This is a genomic window from Alphaproteobacteria bacterium GM7ARS4 (assembly GCA_014332745.1).
In the GTDB taxonomy this organism is placed as follows: Bacteria; Pseudomonadota; Alphaproteobacteria; order GM7ARS4; family GM7ARS4; genus GM7ARS4.
In genome coordinates this window covers 26226-46067 of sequence record JACONL010000001.1, presented here as the reverse complement: position 1 = coordinate 46067, position 19842 = coordinate 26226, and the positions used below count along the sequence as shown (strand labels likewise).

The 19842-nt window shown below is 53.5% G+C and carries 20 protein-coding genes; 7 read left to right on the top strand and 13 right to left on the bottom strand.

The genetic code is table 11. From position 1 onward, the window contains the following. Positions 1-3: 3 nt before the first annotated feature. From GDA54_00205 to GDA54_00175, 7 genes are read right to left on the bottom strand one after another with little or no spacing between them, the layout of a single operon-like run. Positions 4-993 carry a glycosyltransferase family 2 protein gene (locus GDA54_00205; GenBank protein ID MBC6496738.1) on the bottom strand — a complete coding sequence of 330 codons (990 nt, stop codon included), beginning with the start codon at positions 991-993 and terminating at the stop codon, positions 4-6. A 36-nt stretch (positions 994-1029) separates the two neighbouring features. Continuing rightward, positions 1030-1815, bottom strand: coding sequence for a precorrin-4 C(11)-methyltransferase (gene cobM, locus GDA54_00200; protein MBC6496737.1), 786 nt, complete (start codon positions 1813-1815; stop codon positions 1030-1032). 33 nt (positions 1816-1848) lie between these two features. Then, a complete protein-coding gene (cobJ, locus tag GDA54_00195) occupies positions 1849-3756 on the bottom strand; it encodes a precorrin-3B C(17)-methyltransferase (protein MBC6496736.1) in 1908 nt (635 codons plus the stop codon). Next, positions 3753-4478, bottom strand: coding sequence for a precorrin-2 C(20)-methyltransferase (gene cobI / locus GDA54_00190; protein MBC6496735.1), 726 nt, complete (start codon positions 4476-4478; stop codon positions 3753-3755). The genes cobJ and cobI overlap by 4 nt, the downstream gene beginning before the upstream one ends. Beyond that, a complete protein-coding gene (gene cbiE, locus GDA54_00185; GenBank protein ID MBC6496734.1) occupies positions 4475-5725 on the bottom strand; it encodes a precorrin-6y C5,15-methyltransferase (decarboxylating) subunit CbiE in 1251 nt (416 codons plus the stop codon). Before cbiE ends, cobI begins: the two co-directional genes overlap by 4 nt. Beyond that, positions 5722-6489, bottom strand: a complete 768-nt coding sequence (locus tag GDA54_00180; protein MBC6496733.1) for a precorrin-8X methylmutase — start codon at positions 6487-6489, stop codon at positions 5722-5724. The genes cbiE and GDA54_00180 overlap by 4 nt, the downstream gene beginning before the upstream one ends. Continuing rightward, positions 6486-7457, bottom strand: coding sequence for a sirohydrochlorin chelatase (locus tag GDA54_00175; GenBank protein ID MBC6496732.1), 972 nt, complete (start codon positions 7455-7457; stop codon positions 6486-6488). Before GDA54_00175 ends, GDA54_00180 begins: the two co-directional genes overlap by 4 nt. A gap of 90 nt (positions 7458-7547) precedes the next feature. Here GDA54_00175 and GDA54_00170 point away from each other — a divergent pair, with 90 nt between their 5' ends. Genes GDA54_00170 through GDA54_00140 form a run of 7 tightly spaced genes read left to right on the top strand, consistent with a single transcriptional unit; the run spans position 7548 to position 14588 of the window. After that, positions 7548-8495, top strand: coding sequence for a histone deacetylase family protein (locus GDA54_00170; GenBank protein MBC6496731.1), 948 nt, complete (start codon positions 7548-7550; stop codon positions 8493-8495). 1 nt (position 8496) lies between these two features. Beyond that, positions 8497-8835 (top strand): exodeoxyribonuclease VII small subunit, encoded by a 339-nt coding sequence (locus GDA54_00165; GenBank protein MBC6496730.1) that lies wholly within the window; start codon positions 8497-8499, stop codon positions 8833-8835. Continuing rightward, on the top strand, positions 8835-9731 hold the full coding sequence (locus tag GDA54_00160) for a polyprenyl synthetase family protein (protein ID MBC6496729.1): 897 nt from the start codon (positions 8835-8837) through the stop codon (positions 9729-9731). Before GDA54_00165 ends, GDA54_00160 begins: the two co-directional genes overlap by 1 nt. Positions 9732-9755: 24 nt before the next feature. Further along, on the top strand, positions 9756-10637 hold the full coding sequence (locus GDA54_00155; GenBank protein MBC6496728.1) for a squalene/phytoene synthase family protein: 882 nt from the start codon (positions 9756-9758) through the stop codon (positions 10635-10637). A 2-nt stretch (positions 10638-10639) separates the two neighbouring features. Then, complete coding sequence (locus tag GDA54_00150; protein ID MBC6496727.1) at positions 10640-11935, top strand: FAD-dependent oxidoreductase; 1296 nt, start codon at positions 10640-10642, stop codon at positions 11933-11935. Beyond that, positions 11887-13896, top strand: coding sequence for a squalene--hopene cyclase (shc, locus tag GDA54_00145; protein MBC6496726.1), 2010 nt, complete (start codon positions 11887-11889; stop codon positions 13894-13896). The genes GDA54_00150 and shc overlap by 49 nt, the downstream gene beginning before the upstream one ends. After that, on the top strand, positions 13893-14588 hold the full coding sequence (locus GDA54_00140; GenBank protein ID MBC6496725.1) for a squalene--hopene cyclase: 696 nt from the start codon (positions 13893-13895) through the stop codon (positions 14586-14588). Before shc ends, GDA54_00140 begins: the two co-directional genes overlap by 4 nt. Here GDA54_00140 and hpnH read toward each other — a convergent pair. The 6 genes from hpnH to GDA54_00110 all read right to left on the bottom strand — a co-directional run bounded on the left by hpnH (position 14550) and on the right by GDA54_00110 (position 19780). Next, positions 14550-15767, bottom strand: a complete 1218-nt coding sequence (gene hpnH / locus GDA54_00135) for an adenosyl-hopene transferase HpnH (GenBank protein ID MBC6496724.1) — start codon at positions 15765-15767, stop codon at positions 14550-14552. The genes GDA54_00140 and hpnH overlap by 39 nt on opposite strands. A 62-nt stretch (positions 15768-15829) precedes the next feature. Continuing rightward, positions 15830-16795 (bottom strand): 4-hydroxy-3-methylbut-2-enyl diphosphate reductase, encoded by a 966-nt coding sequence (gene ispH, locus GDA54_00130; GenBank protein MBC6496723.1) that lies wholly within the window; start codon positions 16793-16795, stop codon positions 15830-15832. A gap of 82 nt (positions 16796-16877) precedes the next feature. Further along, on the bottom strand, positions 16878-17978 hold the full coding sequence (locus GDA54_00125; GenBank protein ID MBC6496722.1) for an NAD-dependent epimerase/dehydratase family protein: 1101 nt from the start codon (positions 17976-17978) through the stop codon (positions 16878-16880). A gap of 54 nt (positions 17979-18032) precedes the next feature. After that, positions 18033-18800: a phosphocholine cytidylyltransferase family protein gene (locus tag GDA54_00120; protein MBC6496721.1), complete on the bottom strand. Its 768-nt coding sequence runs from the start codon at positions 18798-18800 to the stop codon at positions 18033-18035. Between the two features lie 258 nt (positions 18801-19058). Continuing rightward, a complete protein-coding gene (locus GDA54_00115) occupies positions 19059-19322 on the bottom strand; it encodes a DUF2335 domain-containing protein (protein ID MBC6496720.1) in 264 nt (87 codons plus the stop codon). A 29-nt stretch (positions 19323-19351) separates the two neighbouring features. Then, the gene (locus GDA54_00110; GenBank protein MBC6496719.1) at positions 19352-19780 is read right to left on the bottom strand and encodes a hypothetical protein; all 429 of its coding nucleotides are present in this window, start codon (positions 19778-19780) and stop codon (positions 19352-19354) included. Positions 19781-19842: the final 62 nt, after the last annotated feature.

The following is a 19842-nucleotide window of genomic DNA, read 5'->3' as shown; positions in this document are numbered from 1 at the left end:
GTCTTATGGTGTCTTGTGATGGTCATGACGTGTCTTTTGGGGGCGCGTCTGTTGGGACGGATGCCATGCGCGGACGAGGTAGAGGGGGCGTTGCTTGACTTCATTAAAGATACGTCCGATATATTCGCCAAGGATACCGATGGTAAACATCTGGACGCCGCCAATGAAGAGGATTGTCATCATGAGGGAGGGGTAACCGGGGACATCACTTCCATAGGCGATGGTTCGAAATAAGATGATACTTCCATAGGTGAGGGAAAAGAGCACAGCGCCTAGACCGAGGTAGGAGGCGATACGTAGGGGCGCTGTCGTAAAGCTTGTGATGGCTTCGATGGAGAGATGCCAGAGGGCGAAATAACTCCATTTTGACCGCCCTTTATGGCGTGGCTCTCGATGGTAGGGGACGGCATATTGTCGGTGTCCTATCCATGTGAAGAGTCCCTTCATGAATCGGTGTTTTTCTCGCAATGTTTTAATATCATCCAGTGCTTGTCGGTTCATGAGACGGAAATCGCCGGCATTATAGGGGATGACAGGGCGTGTTCTTGCCATGAGGCGATAGAAGAGGTGGGCGGTGAGGCGTTTGACGAGGGAGTCGCCTTGACGGGAGAGGCGTTGGGCGTAGACGACGTCGGCTTTATTCTCTTGCCATGGGGCGATGAGTTGAGGGATTAGTTCTGGTGGGTCTTGCAAGTCGGCGTCGATGACAATGGCGGCGTCGCCATGGCAGTAATCGATGCCAGCGGAGAGGGCGTGTTCCTTCCCAAAATTGCGCGAGAGGCGTAGGAGCGCGATACGTGGGTCTTTATGGGCTTGTTCTGTGACCCATTCAGCGGCCATATCGGTGCTTCCGTCATCGATATAGAGGATTTCCATACGGTAGGGGAGGGGTTTGAGCGTTTGGGTGAGGCGTTGGTGGAAGAGGGGGAGGTTATCATACTCGTTATAAAAGGGGATGATAATGGAGAGGGTAGGCTGTTGAGGCGATGACATGGTGTGCGTGGGGTGGGCGTATGGGGAATGGGGCGCTTAACCTGTCTTGGTCGTTGGGCGGAAAAGATGGCGGTATGTTGGGGCGTAGAGGGCGCTTTCGTGGATGGTGTGTTCTTTGTCATGGTCGATGATGAGGGATGGGCTGACGATGATAAGGGCTTGGCGTGTGATTTTATGGGGCTTCACCATGCGAGGGAGTCGTTCTAGGGGGGCTGTGATAATTTTTTCGTCCTTGTAAGAGACACGATAGACGACAGCGGAAGGGCATGTATTGCCATAGTGGGGGATAAGCATGGCGCACAGGGCGTTGAGGTGGCGTATGGAGAGATAGATAACGAGGCAGCAGCGTGTTTTAGCGTAATGGGCGAGCGATTCCTCTTGTGGCATGGGCGTTGCTTTTCCTAAGGCGCTACGGGTGAGGACGATGGTTTGGGTTGTGCGTGGCATGGTGAAACATTGTCCTAGACTGGCGGCGGCGGCGGCGAAGCTGGGGACACCGGGGGTAATGGTATAGGGGATATGATGTTTTTGCAAGAATCGTGCCTGTTCGTTGAGAGCGCCATAGAGGGAGGGGTCGCCTGAGTGCAGGCGTGCGATGTCGTGCCCTTGTTGATGGGCGTTTTGTATTGTTGCCATGATGTCTTTGAGGGTCATAGCAGAGCTATCGATGATGTGGGCGTGAGGCGGACATGACGTTGTGACGGCAGGATCTACGAGCGACCCAGCATAGAGGCATGTCTGACAATGCTGGAGAAGACGCCATCCCCGCAAGGTGATAAGATCTGGCGCGCCCGGTCCAGCGCCAATAAAATGGACGGTCATGAGATGATAGGGGGGATGGTGATAGGAGGCATATTATGGAGCGGGTGGTGTGATGGCATAGCCTCGAGGGGTATAGAGATATTGTTTTCCTTGATAGTCGAGGGTTTTTGTTTGTTCTGTGCCGATGAGGATAAGGGTGAGCATATCGATGGGGTGGGTGAGGAAGTCTTTGAGCGTGCTGATGGTGAGTGATTCGTCTTGGCGGTAGAGGTTGCGAGCAATGAGGACGCATGTCTCGCCATGGCGATGGTCTAGAAAGATGCGTTGGGCGTGGATAATAGCTTGGGTGCGTTCCTGTGAGCGTGGATTATAGAGTGCTGTCATGAAATCACCCATAGCGGCATGGAGCAAGCGTTTTTCTATGGTGGGCCATGGGGTGAGGAGATCTGAGAGGGATATGGCGCAAAAATCATAAGAGAGGGGTGCGCCCATGCGTGCGCTGGCGGCGTGCGCTGCTGTGACACCTGGATGGATGGACAGGCTAGGCAGTGGCTCTGTGCTGTCATCAGCCTGTAGGCACTGCATGGCGAGGGAAGCAAGGGCGTAGAGGGCGGGGTCGCCCGATGAGACAAGGCCTACATGGCGTCCTGTCTGTGCCAGTTGGATGGCGTGTTTGCATCGTTTTTCTTCTTCGCCAAGAGGGAAGGGGTGGCGTTGTTGGGTATGGAGCATGGGCTCGAGGAGATGAAGGTAGCGTTGATAGCCGACGACATCATCGCATGCTTGGAGCTGTTGGTGGGCGTCTATGGTGAGCATGGCGGTATGGCCGGGTCCTGTGCCGATGATGGCGATATGGCCATGTTTTTTTTGCTTGAGGGGCTGTGGGGCGACGGCGATGGCGAGGGTGATTTGTCCCGTGATGTGTTTTGGGATGAGGAGTTTGGCGGCTGGTCCAGCGCCTAACAGGGCGGCGCCTTCGGCAACGCCATAACATCCTGTGATAGCAAAGACATCGTTGGATGGCGTTTTGAGGCGGTCGGTGCATGTCAAGAGCTGTTCTGCCGAGTAGCATGTGAAGGGGCAAGCGAGGGTTTTTTGTAGGGCATGGATAGCGGGCTCATGGCGTTTGAGGGCGATGGAGAAAATGCCACCGATGGCTTTGAGGCTCAGATTATGGCGTTGGCAGACATCTTTGACAGCATGGAGGAGGGCTTGGGGGTCTGTGCCAGACTCACAGCCGATGCCGAGGGCGAGGCATTGTGGGACATAGGTCAAGAGGTTAGGGTTATCCGTTTTCACATGACGCCATTGGGTTGTGATGTGGAGATGGGACGATGGGTCATTGTCTGTTTTTATGTCTGTTTTTATGGCGGACAGCTGGCGGAGTGTGTTGTGCCATGTTGGCGGTAATCGTGTGCCTTCTGAGTCGTCATGGCTGATATGGAGGGGTGTGCCATTGACCAAGCGCCGTATCCATGCCTTATAGTGTTTTTTTGTTGCCAGTCGCCATCCTTCAGGGGGCGCATCGAAGGCAATATCATAGAGTGTGTCGCTGAGTGTAGAGATACAGGCGACACCATTGACGATGGATGCGATGGTACGGGCGAGGCTGTTGCTTGCTTGATGGCTTGATAAGAGAGGAATGACAAAAGGACGTTGCGTGTCCCTCTCACCATACATGGCGTGTGAGGGGGTGTGTGAGGGGGTATCGTGCGTGGCATTGTGGAGGGTCAGGGCGATGACGGGTGGATGGCGGGCGTTTTTCTCGATGAGGGGGGCGAGTAGACGGACAAGGATAGACACGGAACAAAGAGCAATGATGGCTGTCTTTTGGCGAAAGAGGGTGTGGAGACTCTCTTCGAGGGACGTATAAGGGATGGCGTCCTGTGGACAGCATGGATGGGGGGCGTAGAGGACGCTATGGGGGATATGGGCGCGTAGGGCGCGTCCCCGTTCGAGGGCGTGGCGTTGGGTGGTGATGATGGCAACGGGATGTGTCATGCGCTTCTATGGGGGGTAATGACAATAAGGGAAAAATAGGGGGCGGATGGCTTATCATAGGCGCAAAGGGGCATGGATGTCTGTTGTGGCGTTCCCACATGTTCAGCATAGAAGGCGCGTTCGATGGTCTTGTCTCCATGCTGTTCGAGCATACGTCTGAGTGTTTGGATATGCTTTCCTCCTTTGAGGATGACGATGGCTTCATGGCTGTTCAGAGGGTGGGCGAGTCGTGTGAGGGCTTGCTGTGCCGTCAAGATGGTGAGTGTTTCTTGTTTTTGGGCGAGGCATTGTTGGAGGTGAGCCGTCACAGCGCAGAAAGAGGGGATACCGGGGATGATATCGATGGCGCACGTATGGCGAAGACGTTCCATGAGATATGTGAAGCTGCCATAGAGGAGCGGGTCGCCAAGGGTGAGATAGGCCACGTCATGGCCTTGACAAAGATGGCGTTTCAGGCGTGAGGCGAGATGATCATAATGGCGCACGCGCTGTTGTTCTGTGTTCCCCATATCGATGGGCGTGCCATAGGTCATATGATGTTGTTGGCGTAGATGTTTGACGACATCAAAGCTCCTTGTATGCTGTGGGCTTTCTATCCATGCGAGAACATGGGCGCGTTCGATACAGGAGACAGCTTTGAGCGTCAAGAGTGACGGGTCACCGGGCCCCACGCCGACGCCATAGAGCGTGCCTGTTGTTGTGTGTGTTGCCTTATGTGTCATGCCTTACACAAGCTCCATTGGGTGACGGGGAGCATGGCATGCCATCGGTGATAAGAGCCAATGCCTTGTATGCTATGGGTCTGTATTTTTTGCAAGTTACCGCCATAGCGTTGATAGGCTTCGAAAAGAACATGGGCATGGTCTATGGTCACGCTATGGGAGACGAGATGTTGTCCTTGCTGGAGCATGCGATAGCATGTGTCGATGAGGGTTGGTTCGTTCAAGCCGCCGCCAATGAAGATGGCGTCTGGCTTTGTGTGGGGAGGCTTTATCTGTGACAAGATATGGGGAGCATGCCCTTGTAGGAGGGTGAGGGTTGGCGTGCCGAGCGCTCTGGCATTATGTCGAATATGCGCGCAGCGTTGGGGATTCTGTTCGATGGCGACGGCATGATTTTGATGGTGGAGGCGCATCCATTCGATGGCGATACTTCCGCTTCCGCTTCCTATGTCCCATAGGGTTTGGGCGGGGTGAGGGGACAGGGCAGAGACGGCGCTGGCGCGTATGGCTTGTTTTGTGAGCAATCCGTCATGGCGCCATGCCGTATCGGGGAGGGTCGTGAGAGTCGAGACGAGGGGCGCATGGGCGTTGTCGGTTTGGTGTGCGCATGGCCCACACTCGATAGCAAGGATTGTGAGGGGGTCGAGGGATGTCAGTGTGTGCGCCTCTTGTGCCGTGACGTGGATGTGTGATTCTTGGGGCGAGCCTAATTGGGACAAGACGATGATGGTCGTTGTGCGCATGCCATAATCACAGAGTGCTTGGGCGACAGCATGGAGGGTTGTGATGCCTTCGCTGAGGATGATGATACGTTGTTTGGGGCTGAGATAGCGTCTTATATGGTGTGGGTTTCGTCCATGGAGGGATAGGGGCGTGACATGCTGTTGTGTCCAGCCTAGTTTGGCGCATGCGAGGCTGATACTAGAGCGGGCGGGCATGATGGTAACCTGTTCTATGGGGATGATACGCAAGACACGGGTCGCGACTCCATAGTAGAGGGGGTCGCCACTGGCGAGGATGACGACGATAGTGTCTTTATAACGTCTGATATGGTGAATATCGTCGTCTATATGGCGACTCCAATGTCTGACATGAGGGGTTTTTTCGATGTCTGAGGCGAGCAGTTGGGCGAGTCGTGGGCTGGTGAGGATAACGTGGGCCTTGCGAATCACCGACAAGGCGTGATGGGTGAGGCTGGTGCGTCCGTCGGCGTCCACACCGATAATCCATAGCCATTTTGCCATCATATCATATGGAGGAGGGCATGGAGGGCGGCCACAGCCATGGCGCTTCCTCCTCTTTTTCCTTTCAAGGCGAGATAAGGAATGCTGTCGCCATAATTATCGATAAAGAGCTGTTTGGCGCGCGCCGCCCCGACAAAACCCACAGGAAAGGCGATGACGACAGCGGGGTAGGAGGATGGCTGAGTATGGCGCAAGTAATCCATAAGGCGAAAGAGGCATGTGGGGGCGTTGCCAATGACGACCATCTCTTGCGTCCATCCGTAGGTTTGATACCACCGCTCCACGAGAGCAGCGGAACGTGTTGTCTGTGTCGCATGGGCGTGTCGATGCACCGCCTCTGTTTTGATGAGGCTGATAATACGTTCATCGGGATGTATGTTGGCGCTTTTATGCAGGAGGTGACGATCGATTCCGCTTGCCACCATATCGCTATCGGTGAATATGCGACATCCCCGTGTGAGAGCCGCGCATGCTTGCGGGATAAAGGAGTCGTGCCAAGAGAGCTCATGGATAATGTCTTCCATGGCGCATGCTTGAATCAGTTTCGATGCCATGCGTTCCCATGGTGGCGTGAGGGTCGCAAGGGCGGGTGCGCATGCGCGTATACGTGCGAGGGAACATGCATGGATGGCCTGTCCATCACGGATATAGTGCGCTGATGGGGGAGGCCTATAGCCTCGACCACAGGGGGGTGGCGTGTCGTCATCTTTGAGACCGCCCTCATACGCATGGGGGGGCGCATGGGGAGGCGCATGGGGGGGTGTCATGTCTTTGTCATATCTTTGTCATAGAGACTCATGGAGAGGGGCCCTAGAGGATGGTCGGCATGGGGGTAGGGTGGGTGATGATGGGTATGCTGTTGGTGCGTATGGGTTTGTTCGCCTTCTGCATGGTCGTGATGGCTCATCTGTGCTGTTCCCACGTCATGTTCGAAGCCGACAATACGTTCTCGATATTTGCATAATTGGCAATTCATGGCATTATCTGGCGTGTGAATTTCTTGCAATCGTTGGAGGAAGGTCGAGACGACATCTGGATGATTATTCAGATAAGGCGCTTTGACGAATCGAGTCTGGGGATATTGTTTGGCGACGAGATCTGTATGGTGATAGATGCGTTGGACGAGGACGCCGTCAAAGAGCATATAGGGAAAGACAACGATTTGTTTCATCCCCAGTTTCACAGCTTTCTCTAGGGCGGGGGCGACGAGGGGGAACGTCATACCCGAGAAGGCGCTTTCTGCCCACCCGAATCCCATGCCTTCCCACAGCATGCGTGTGATTTTGGCGATATGGCTATTGGCGTCAGGGTCTGATGCGCCTCTTCCGACGACCATGAGGAGGGTATCGTGATAGGACACGGGTGAGGAGGCAAGGGACGAACGGATACGCGCTTCTGCGGCGCGCAGCATACCACTGGTGATTCCCAATTCTCGTCCCAAGATGATACGCATAGAGGGATGTTGAAGGGCATAGTTATTGAGGACGGAGGGGATGTCATTTTTGACGTGGCCTGCGGCGAACAGCATGGCGGGGAGGGCATGCACGATGGCGCACCCTTCATGGCGCAAGGCGTCTAAGCCGTCGCGTATGATGGGGCGAGCGAATTCTAAATAGCCATAACGCACGATGTTATCATCGAGGTGTTCTTCTATATCACGGGTGAGCTGGGCGAATTCGTCCAAGCCATGGGGGTGGCGTGTGCCATGACCACATATAAGAAGACCTTGTTTCATGATGCTCGTTGTTGAGGGAGGTTCTCTCGTTGTGCTAGGGTGGGTGACACCCATGATTGTTCGCCATCATCACCCTATGGAGTGCTGCATATGTCCACATGTCTCTATACCCATCCTTCATGTTTGCGTCACGAGACGGGACAAGGGCATCCTGAGCGTGTGGCGCGCTTGGAGCATATCATGGATTATCTGAGGGGGGAGCGTTTTTTAGAGCTTGTATGGGTTGAGTCTGTGGCGGTGGAGGAGGCAACATTGGCGCTTGTCCATCAGCCGTCCATGATACGCCATGTGATGCATGTCATAAGCCAAGTGCCTCAGCATGGTCTAGCGTTTCTTGATAGTGATACGTTGGTCTCAGCGGGGAGTCGTGAGGCTACCTTATGTGCGGTGGGCGCATCGGTGATGGCTGTTGATGCTGTCATGGCGGGTGAGGCGACAAATGCTTTTTGTGCGGTGCGTCCCCCGGGTCACCATGCCGAGCCTGAGCGGGCGATGGGTTTTTGCTTATTTAACAATGTTGCCATTGCTGCCTATCATGCCATCGAGGCTTATGGTCTGTCTCGCGTGGCGATCCTTGATTTTGACGTCCATCATGGCAATGGCACGCAAGCGGCTGTTGCTCATGACAAGAGAATTCTTTTTATGTCGACCCATCAATGGCCTTTTTATCCCTATACGGGACGTCGTGATGAGAAGGGTGCGGGCTTTGTCTATAACTATCCTTTGCCTCAAGGCACGGATGGTGATACGTTCCTATCGGTATGGCGTGAGGGGCTGGCCCATGTGCGGGCGTATCAGCCTCAGTTGATGTTATTGTCGGCTGGCTTTGATGCCCATGAGGACGACCCCCTTGGTGGTTTTCGTGTGAGCACCCAAGATTTTGCGCGCCTCACCATGCTCTTTGTGGAGGAGGCGCAAAAAATATGTCAAGGGCGTCTTGTGTCTATGCTTGAGGGAGGTTACAATCTGACTGCTTTAGCACAGAGTGCGGCGGCGCATGTGGGGGCGTTAATGAGTCATGAGCGTGTGAGAGGATAGGATGGACGCACAGGAACAGAATAATCAGCCCGTTGCTTCCTCGCCTGTTGACTCCCCCTCCGTTGAGTCCCCCCCCGTTGAGTCCCCCCCTGTTGAGTCCCCCCCTGTTGAGTCTATGAGTTTTGAGGATGCGTTGGGTGAGTTAGAGAGGCTTGTGAAGGCATTAGAGGGAGGTACGGTGATGTTAGATAAGGCTGTGGCGTATTATGAGCGTGGCATGCAATTATCGAAGCACTGCCAGAAGCAGTTAGCGGATGCCAAGGGGCGCATTGACAAGGTGCGATTGGAGTCTGGCAAGGCTGTTGGTTTAGAGTCTTTTACAAGCGAGCCATCATCATAATGGGTGATAGGGCATTGCAAGAGTCGTTGCTGCGCGTGAGTCATCAGGTGCGTTCCTGTATCCTGTCTCTTCTTCCTTCTGTGGGAGGGTTGGAGGGTCGTCTCTACGAGGCGATGGTCTATGTTGTGGAGGGTGGTGGCAAGGGCTTGCGTCCTTTTTTGGTTGTGGCGTCTTCACATATTTTTTCTGTGCGCGAGTCGTATGCCTTGCGTGTGGCGTCGGCTGTTGAGATGATTCACCATTATTCTTTAGTCCATGATGATTTGCCGGCGATGGATGATGATGATATGCGGCGTGGGCGTCCTTGTTGTCATATCCGTTATGACGAGGCGACGGCGATTCTTGTGGGCGATGGTTTGTTGACTCTTGCCTTTGAGCTTTTGAGTTCTGAGGAGACTCACCATGATGCTTCTGTGCGTTGTCGTTTGGTGCATGGCTTAGCGCGCCATGCGGGCATAAGGGGGATGGTAGGCGGGCAGATGGCCGACCTTGTGGCGCAATCCCATGACGAGGTGACGCGTTCTCATATCGAGTCGCTTCAGACAATGAAGACGGGGGCATTGCTTTTTTTCTCAGCGACGAGTGGTGGTCTTCTTGGTGGCGCATCGACAAAGGATATGGAGGCTTTAGAGTCTTATGGGCGCTGTATTGGTTTGGCGTTTCAAATTGCCGATGATATTTTGGATGCGGTGGGCGATGAAGAGGTGATGGGGAAGCGTGCGGGCAAGGATGACCATGCGCAAAAGGCGACGTTTGTCAAGGCGTTAGGCGTGGCGGGGGCGCAACGCAAAGCGCATGCGCTTGTTGCCGAGTCTATTGATGGTTTGGCGTGTTTTGGCAAAGAGGCGCAGCCTTTGCGAGATGTTGCGCTCTTTATCGTTGAGCGCCATGCCTAAGTGGCGCTGGAATGTCTCTGTCTTATGGATACACAGAAGCAGGCGTGGGCACAGCAATGGGTCGACTCTTACGTTCGGCAGGCAGGCTCTTCTTTTTATTGGGGCATGCGGTGTCTTCCTCGAGACAAGAGGCGTGCGATGTATGCTCTTTATGCCTTTTGTCGAGATGTGGATGATAGTGTCGATGATGAAGGGCTGGAGACACAGGAACGTCTGAGGCGGTTAGGAGACTGGTCACGGCGTCTTGATGTTCTCTATGGCGGGAAGACATATGGCGGGGAGACGGGTGACCATCCTCTCTTTCATGTCTTGGCATGGAGCATTCCCCGCTATGCCATGCCACGTCACGCCTTTATGGAGATTATTCGCGGGATGGAGATGGATATTGGTGTTTCTGTGCGCATGAAGGATATGGCGATGTTAGAGCGCTATTGTGATAGGGTGGCGGGGGCGGTGGGTGTGCTCTCGAGTCATATTTTTGGCGATGCGTCTGAGCATGCCTATCGCCATGCCTATGCTCTGGGCAGGGCGTTGCAGCTGACGAACATCTTGCGTGACCTCAGGGAAGATGGCGCTCGTGGCAGGTTGTATATCCCTTTGACGATGCTTGCGCCTTATGGGCTGACGGGTGAGGCTCTGTCCCAGCTCTTTTCCTCACAGCATTTTCCGTCCATTGCCTGTGCGCTTGTGTCTCATGCGCGCGATGCGTTTGCTTTGAGTGATAAATTATTCTGGCAGAGCGCCCATAGGCGCATGTGGCGTCCGGCGCGTTTTATGCGCCATGTGTATGGCGATATTTTGACGCTGTTATGTCGGCGTGGTTGGGCGACTCTCGAGCCTGTGGCGCGGCCAACGAATGTGGCTCTTGCGATGCATATGGCGCGCGCCTACCTTTTAGGGCGTTGACAATGGCATGCCTTGGCACAGCGCATATTATTGGTGGCGGGTTGGCGGGGCTTGCTTCCGCTGTGAGTCTTGCGTCACAGGGATGTCGCGTGCTTCTCTATGAAGCGTCCCCTTTTTTAGGCGGACGTTGTCGTTCCTACCATGATAGCACCCTCAACATCACCATCGATAATGGCAGTCATTTGGTGCTCAGCGGCAACGACCATGTCATGGGCTATGTGAACATGGTGGGTGCGCAAGACGAGCTCATCGTGCAAGAGCAAAGCCGTTTTGATTTTTACGATGTCCCCACGGGGCGTTGTGAGAGTCTGACCGTTGGCGATAAGAGTCGAGCCTTCTGGTTTGTGAAGAGGGAATGGGGTATGACGCCATCCACGTTATTGTCTTGTTTGTGGGCGTGTGCGCGCCATCGATGTTATGGGCGACATCATGTCGTCAGTGATGTCTTTTCCCCCCATGCGCTCTTTTTTAGGAAGTTCATAGACCCTCTTGCTGTGAGCGTGCTGAATACGGAGTCGTCCAAGGCGAGCATGCGCCTGTTATGGAATGTCTTGGTGAAGACGTTTTTTCGTGGCGCATCTCATTGTCGTCCATGTTATCCGCGTGAGAATTTAGGGGCGAGCTTTATCGCGCCAGCTCATGCGTATTTGCTACGCCATGGGGCGTCCATACGTTGTGGGATGCGTGTGCGGGGGTTAGGGTTTCAAGGGCGCTTTGTGTCATCATTATGCGGGCTCAATTTTTCTGTTCCCGTTGGCAGAGAGGAGCGTGTCATCATGGCGCTTCCTCCCTTTGCGGCGCGCGCTGTCTTGCCGTCCTTGTCTGTGCCAGAGGGGTATCGAGGTATCATCAATGTCCATTTCCTGATACCAAAGGGGCGCACGCCTCCACCTTTTCCCTCTATGGTGGGGATGCATGGCAGCAGAGGCCATTGGCTTTTTTGCCATAAGGACCATCTGTCGGTGACGATCAGTGCGGTGCAGGACTCGTGGGGAACGGAGAGGGACTCTTTTGTGCGCCAATTATGGCGTGATGTCTCTTTGACTCTTGGGTGGAAAAACGGTACAATGCCTCCCTATCGTTATCTCTGTGAGAAGAGAGCAACCTTTGTGCAATCGCCGCAAAACGAACATGCGAGAGGCAAAACCCAGACCCCATGGCACAATATGTTTTTAGCAGGTGATTGGACGGATACGGGACTGCCAGCGACCATTGAGGGGGCGATCATGTCTGGATTTCGCGCCGCGTCATGCGTTGTGTCCTCTGTTGGTTCTTCGTCAAGGAGTCAGACAGCGTGAGCGATAAGAAAGCATTTTTTCGCCATATTGACGATGCCATCGAGCGTGGGAAAAACGCCTTACGTGCCAAGCAACAGAGGGATGGCCATTGGGTTTTTCCGTTGGAGGCTGATGTGACGATTTCTGCTGAATATATTATGATGAATCGTTATTTAGGGATTAAGGATGTAGAGCGTGAGGGGCGTCTTGCGCGCCATATTCGCCGTACGCGTTCGCTGTCCCCTGAGGAGCATGGAGAGCGTGGGGAGCGTAAGGGGCATGGGGGGTGGGCGCTCTATTATGGTGGCGACATGGACCTCAGCGCCAGTGTCAAGGCGTATTTTGCTTTGAAGTTGATGGGTGATGACATCCATGCGCCGCATATGGCGCATGCGCGCCGTGCCATTCGGGCGATGGGAGGACTCACCCAATGCAATGTTTTCACGCGCATGTCCCTTGCTTTTCATGGGGTGCTTCCTTGGGAGGCGGTGCCGTCGATGCCTGTGGAGATAGTCCTTCTTCCGTCATGGTGTCCTTTTTCTCTAGGGAAGGTGTCTTATTGGTCGCGGGTTGTTCTCGTGCCGGTCTTGGCTTTGATGGCGTTGAAGCCACAAAGCAAAGGCGACCATGGGGTGACGTTGACAGAATTGAGGGTAGAAAAGGAGGGAGAGAAGGTTGCCTATATTAAAAATCATCGCGGGACGTGGCAGGGGGCGTTATTTGTCTATGTTGACGCCATCGTGAGACGCATCGAGCGTTTTTCGCCGCCCTTCCTACGCCGTCATGCCATCAACAAGGCGGTCGCATGGTCTATGGCGAGGCGTAATGGTCGCGATGGTTTAGGCGGTATTTTCCCCGCTATGATGAATTTTCTTATTCTTCTCGATGTGTTAGGGTATGGGAAGGACGATGAACGATACCAGGAGGCTCTTGAGGCGTTGCGTCTTCTCGTGTTTGATGATGTGGATGAAAGTTTTTGCCAGCCGTGTGTCTCTCCTGTGTGGGATAGTAGTTTAGCGCTTTTAGCGTTGGCCGAGGATGAGGGTGTTGCCTCTTCGTCCCATGAACGTGGCATGGCGTGGCTTCTTTCCAAAGAGGTGCGTGAGGCGGCAGGTGATTGGCGTGATAGGCGTCCTCACGTTGCGCCGGGGGGGTGGGCGTTCCAATATGGCAATGACTATTATCCCGATGTTGATGATACGGCTGTTGTTGCTATAGCGTTAGACAAGGCGCATGACCCGCGCTATGAGCCAGCCCTGAAACGCGCAGAGAGATGGATTATTGGCATGCAGAGCAAGAATGGCGGATGGGGTGCTTTTGATGCCGATAATACGAGTGCCTATCTCGACTATATTCCGTTTGCTGACCATGGGGCGTTGCGCGACCCTCCTACTGTTGATGTTTCAGCCCGCTGTTTAGGTTTTCTTGCTCAGAGGGGTTATACGAAGGAAGACGATGTCATCGCTAGATGCCTCGCCTTTTTACGGCGTGAGCAAGAGGAAGACGGCTCGTGGTTTGGTCGTTGGGGGACGAACTATATTTACGGCACATGGTCTGTTTTATCGGGTTTGCATGCCATTTCTGAGGATATGTCGTCTCCCTATATTCGTCGCGCTGTTCAGTGGTTGTGTGACCGCCAGAATGATGATGGCGGGTGGGGTGAAAGTGGGGCGAGTTATTGGCCTTCGAGACGAGATGAGGTGGTGGCCAGCACACCTTCACAGACAGCGTGGGCTATCATGGCGTTGATTGCCGCCCATGAAGTCTCTAGCGATGCTGTCAAGAGGGGGATTGAATGGCTCTTAGCGGCGCCTCGAGAGGAGGATGGGCGTTGGCGGGAAGATGACTATACCGCTGTGGGATTTCCGCGTGTCTTTTATTTGCGCTATCGTGGCTATAGTGTCTATTTTCCTCTTTGGGCGTTGTCGCGCTATCGGCGCATGATACAGAGCAACACGAAGGCGCTTGGACAAGGATTATGATGTCGCAAGACGCGTTTCGCCATATCGGTGTCATCGTTGGTTTTGCGCGTGAGGCGTCATGCCTAAAGCGTCATAAGCATTGTGGGCGTGATGTCCCTCTCTCGGTGGCGATGAGCGGGGCGGAAAAGAGCGGCGCGCTCAAGGCGGCGCAAACGCTTATTGATGGTGGTATCGATGCCTTGATGAGTTTTGGCGTTGCGGGTGGTTTGCAAGACGATGTTGCTGTGGGTGATGTCGTCTTTGCCGATAAAATCTACCATAAGGATGGCGTGTGGATGTGCCATAAGGCATGGTCGCATGCCTTATGGGCGCGGTATGCCTCTGTGCCTTTTGCGCGGCGTGGTTCTGTGTTTGGGAGCGATATTTTAGTGCCAGAGATAGCGGAAAAACGCGCCTTAGGGGAAAGGACGGGGGCGCTTGTTGTGGATATGGAGAGTCATATTGGCGCATGTCTAGCCCACCGCCATGGCATTCCCTTTATGGCGGTGCGCGCCGTTGTCGATAGGGTGGATAAGGCGATTCCTCCCGTTCTCTACCATGTCATTGCGCCTGATGGCTCTTATGATGTGGGGGGTGTGATGAAGGCGTTGCTGAGGCGTCCTTGGCAAGTGGGCAGTCTCATAAGCCTTGCCTATCACATGGAACGTGCGGAGTCAGCGTTGGTGCGTGTTATTCAACGCGGTTTGTTTTGATGGGGATGGCGTCGGGGCGCGGCTGTCTTGTTCTATGTCTGAGCGAATGTCATCGAGCATTTTCTGCACATGGCCGTCGAAGACATAGCGCGCTGTGCGTTGTTTGCTGATATCGATGTCTTTTGCCATGGGGCCTGTCGTTTTAGGCCATGTCCTCATGGCGACCTTTAGGGCGTTTAAGGGACGGGCGAAACTATCTTCAACGGCACTGGCCTCATAGCCACAATGGGCCATGCAGTTAGCGCATTTTTCATATTGTCCCGTTCCGTAGAGAGTCCAATCGGTTTCCTCCATGAGTTCTTTGAAGCTCGAGCAATATCCCTCTCCTAAGAGGTAGCATGGGCGTTGCCAGCCAAAGATGTTGCGCGTGGGATTTCCCCATGGTGTGCAATGGTAGGTTTGATTGCCAGCGAGAAAATCGAGATAGAGGCTTGAATGACTGAGGGGCCATGGTTTTTTCCCGCGAATGTTCCCATGAGTGCTTCCATGGGCGCCATGGCGGAAGAGAGAACGGAAGAGCGTGCGTGTCTTTTGCCTCTGTAGGAAATGCTCTTGGTCTGGTGCGCGTTCATAGGCGTAACCCGGCGAGACGGTGATGCCGTCTATGCCCATGGCGGTCATCGTATCGAAGAAACGCGCTGTGCGTTCGGCATCAACGCCGTCGAAGAGGGTGCAATTGACATTGACGCGAAATGAACGTTCCTGAGCGGCCTGTATGGCTTTAATAACCCTGTCATAGACACCATCTTGGCAGACGGCATCATCGTGAATTTCCCTATCGCCATCCAGATGGATAGAGAAGGCGAGGTAAGGGCTTGGTTCGAAGAGATGGAGTTTTTTCTCGAGCAAGAGAGCATTGGTGCATAGGTAGACGAATTTGCGCCTCTCAACGATTCCTCGCACGATGTCGCCGATGTCTTTATGCAAGAGAGGCTCACCGCCCGGGATGGAGACAACAGGTGCGCCACATTCATCGACCGCCTCGAGACATTCTTGCACGCTCATACGTTGTTGGAGGATTTCATCGGGATAGTCAATTTTGCCACAGCCAGCGCATGCGAGGTTACATCGAAAGAGAGGTTCGAGCATGAGGACAAGGGGATAACGCTTCACGCCCTTGATTTTTTGCGTCACGATATAGCGGGCGATAGAGAATTGTTGCTGAAGAGGGATTGCCATGAGAGATATTTTGTGAGAGATGTTCTGTTCTTTGCGGGAGAATAGTGATGGGGAGGGGTGTTTTATGCGGAGTGAGGAACGGCCATATTGACGGTGCGTAGCTCACTGGGCAGTTTAAAGACGACATTTTCCTCTTGTCCTTCCAGCGTTGATATTTCAATATCATGGTGATGGCTGAGCAATTCGATGAGTTCTTGGACGAGTTCATCAGGGGTTGATGCGCCAGATGTAATGCCGATGGTTTGAACGTTATCGAGCCATGAGGGTTGGAAACTATGAATATCTTCAATGAGGTGGGTTTGGACGCCGCTTTCTGAGCCTATTTCTTTGAGGCGATTGGAATTCGAACTATTATGGGCACCTACAACGAGGAGGAGGTCGATATGGTCCACAATGGCGCGCACGGCAGATTGCCTGTTTTGTGTGGCGTAGCATATATCTTTGACATCAGGTCCTATGATATTGGGGAATCGCTTTTTGAGGGCGCGTATGACGTCGCGCGTGTCATCCACAGAGAGTGTCGTTTGGCTGATATAGGCGAGTTTATTGGGATTTTTCACTTTGAGGGCGAGGGCGTCCTCAGGCGTTGAGACGAGATAGACGGTTCCATGGACGCGTCCCATTGTCCCTTCCACTTCGGGATGTCCCTCATGGCCAATGAGGACGACATCATAGCCATCGAGGGCATAACGTTGTCCTTCCTTATGGACTTTCGCCACGAGAGGGCATGTTGCATCGAGGACGGGTAATTCGCGTTGATGTGCAGCCTTCTCCACCCTTTCGGCAACGCCATGGGCGCTGAAGATGGTGACGCCTCCCTCAGGGATTTCATCCAGTTCCTCCACGAAGACGGCGCCTTTCGCTCTGAGGCTTTCCACGACTCGTTTGTTATGGACGATCTCATGGCGGACATAGACGGGTGGCCCATAGAGAGCAATGGCGCGTTCCACAATTTCTATGGCGCGTTCCACGCCAGCACAGAAGCCTCGAGGTTGGGCAAGAATGACTTTGATTTTATTTTTTTTCATATGAACAACAAGAGAAGACAAGAGAACACCGCCAAAGAATGCACCCTCTCAATATAGGATAGGCGTCTATGGCATGTCAAGGCTATGTGGGAAGATAATTGTTGCGGCGAAACCAAGCGACGGCCGTCTGAATGGCTTCGATGGCGGGACGCGGCGCGTATCCCAGCTCGTCAACGGCGCGTTGGCTAGAGAAGAACATATGTTTTTTTGCTAATTTAACCCCTGTGACGGTGAGAAGGGGTTCATACCCCTTATGGCGAAAGGAGGCCAGTGCCTCGTTGATGTAGGCAAAGGGCATGAGGACATGGCGCGGCAGACGCACGAAGGGTCCTCTATGCCCGCCCAATTTAGCGGCTGTGCGAAAGATGGCGCCGAGTTTCATATTTTCTCCGCCCAATATGTAGCGTCTTCCCACAATGCCTTTTTCCCATGCGAGGATATGTCCCATGGCGACGTCTTCGACATGGACGATATTGAGTCCGCTTTCCACATAGGCGGGCATGCGTCCTGAGGCGGCTTCCAAGATCATGCGTCCTGTGGCGGTTGGTCGTCGGTCGCGTCCGCCGACAGGCGCTGATGGATTGACGATAATGGCTTGTAACCCTTCTTTTGCCACGAGTTGTTGCGTTTCTTCTTCTGCAAGAAATTTCGATTTTTTGTAATCGCCCACCATGTCGTCAAAGGAGACGGGTGTCTCTTCGTCGGCACACAGCCTCTCACGGCTGTCGTCTTTGTTCCCATGCCCGCTCCCATGGGTGCCCTGGGGTATGGTGCCTAAGGTTGCCACGCTACTGGTATAGACGACCCGTTTGATGTTGGCGTCAATGCATGCGCGCATCAATTTTTTTGTGCCTTCCACATTGGTATGATAGATTTCTTGGGGATTTTTTGCCCACAGGCGATAATCGGCGGCGACATGGAAGACGCCATCGACGCCACGTAACGCTTGTTCGTAGTTGGCAGTATGGAGGTCGCCATGGACGGGTTGTATCTCTAATCCTGTGAGGTTGATGGCATGCTTTCCACGCATGAGGACAAGGACATGGGCGCCATAGTGGCAGAGCATATGCACGAGGTTAGAGCCGACGAACCCCGACCCTCCTGTTACAAAAAAGATTTTTCCAGTGAGGGAAGGGACAGGGCGATGATTGTATGTGTCGTTGGATTCTGTGTCATAAGGCATGATGGGGGACATGTGATAGGTCAAGAGATAGAGCTTTATGCTTTACACGATACGCTAAAACGGCAGATTTTGCAAATGCGGAAGGATGTCATGGCGGGCTTTATGAATATCGTGGGGGAAGTCAATTTCCATCCATGGCGTGCCTGTGACATCCTCGACGCCAAAGCATGGATGGTAGCGTCTATCGAGGACAAGCTGGCGTATGGCATCTTCATGGGGGGCATGGCGTTCGCCTGTGTCGATAAGGGCGCGTGTTTTATCCCATAGCGCATGGGTGAGGGCATCGTCGACTTTAAAGAAGCCAACGGACTCACCCAGCGTATCATAGCGGGATGTCGTGAGACGTTTTGCCATGTCGACAATGCGTCCTTCATAGAGAGCAATTTTCACAGGTTCGTCTCCCGCCTCCATGTTTCTATCCATCAAGAGACATCCTTTGTGGGGGGAATCTGTCAACCGCTGGATAAGACGCCCGTCATAGAGGACATCGCCATCCATGAGGAGCAGAGACTCTCCTTCTTGCAGATACGTGTTTATGGCATTGAGGCCACAGGCAAGGGAGAGGGCGCTTCCCAAAGCATAGTCGGCATTATAAGCCACATGGATATGGAGCGAGGGGAATCGTGGCACAAGGGAGTCGACGGCGTCCGTGACTTGTTCTTTTTGAAAGCCACAGACAATGACAACATGGCGGACGGGGTAGGCGGCGAGGATGCGCATGTGGCGTTCGAGGAGGGTAACGCCATCATACGCTAAGAGGATTTTGTGCTGACGGCATTGGGAGCGTAAGCCTCTGCCAGCGGCGAGCAAAAGAGCATGCATGGGACTCAAGGATAGGGTTTGCGTCACGTCCCTCTTATTATGCCATAAAAGGATGGTAAAATCTCTTGGGGAACAAGACATGATTCGACCCTTCTACGAAGAAGAGCGTGTTTATTTTTCAGACAAAATCAAAATAAAGCGTTGCAAAGGACCATACCCCAGACTCGCTATGGCAACAAACGCACCCGCCCCATCATACCCTAAAGAAAAAACATAGAAGGCAAGTCCAAGACCGACCATAGACAACAAGGTATCACGCTAATAGGCTCGACGTAATGTTTGTTCTTCTATGCGCCTCCTCTGTGCGCTATTTTCTTTTGTTTCTTCCCATACTTCCCGCGCCATCCCCGGCACAATATCGTCATAAAGCTTTAAGTCCTCAGGACTCGATGAAACGGGAAGAGGCTTTTCTTGTACTTGTCCTCGCACAACCACCTCTGTAGATTTCCTTTGTTGCTCACGAGGCGCAAGAGGGGTGCGTGTGCTAGGTTGCTCTGTCTTTTTTGCTGGTGGCGTTGCCATACATCATACAAGGGAGTCAGACAAAGGCGTTATGCCACTTTGGCGCGCCTCTTCCCTTTCCTCTGATGGGGATAGACTTTATGGCGAAGGCGACGGATGGCGCGTGCTTGCTCTGTATTGAGCCCGCCTTGTTCTAGGTCGCGCCCCGCACGATGATACATGGTAAATGCCATATCCATAAAGGTTTGTTGCCAATCCCGATGCATGGCCTCTACATCCATGGCTCTGTCCTCTGCCATCAATGTCTCCATGTCCGCCCTTTCTCCACCCCTCTCAATGGCATTGAAGCGTCGTTCGAAAAATGACATTCTTTCCTCGCACAAAGCGACACGCTGTTTGTAACAACGCAAGGCATAAGAACGCAGAGCATGTTTAACATGGTCGGGTGCTTTTTTCTTAGGTGTTCTTTTTGCGAACAAGGCGCGGCGTAACGTCATGATATTCCTTCTCTTTTTCACTATGGAATGCCCTTACGGCATCTTTCCATAACGTGATGTTAAGACAACTATGCCTTTGTGTC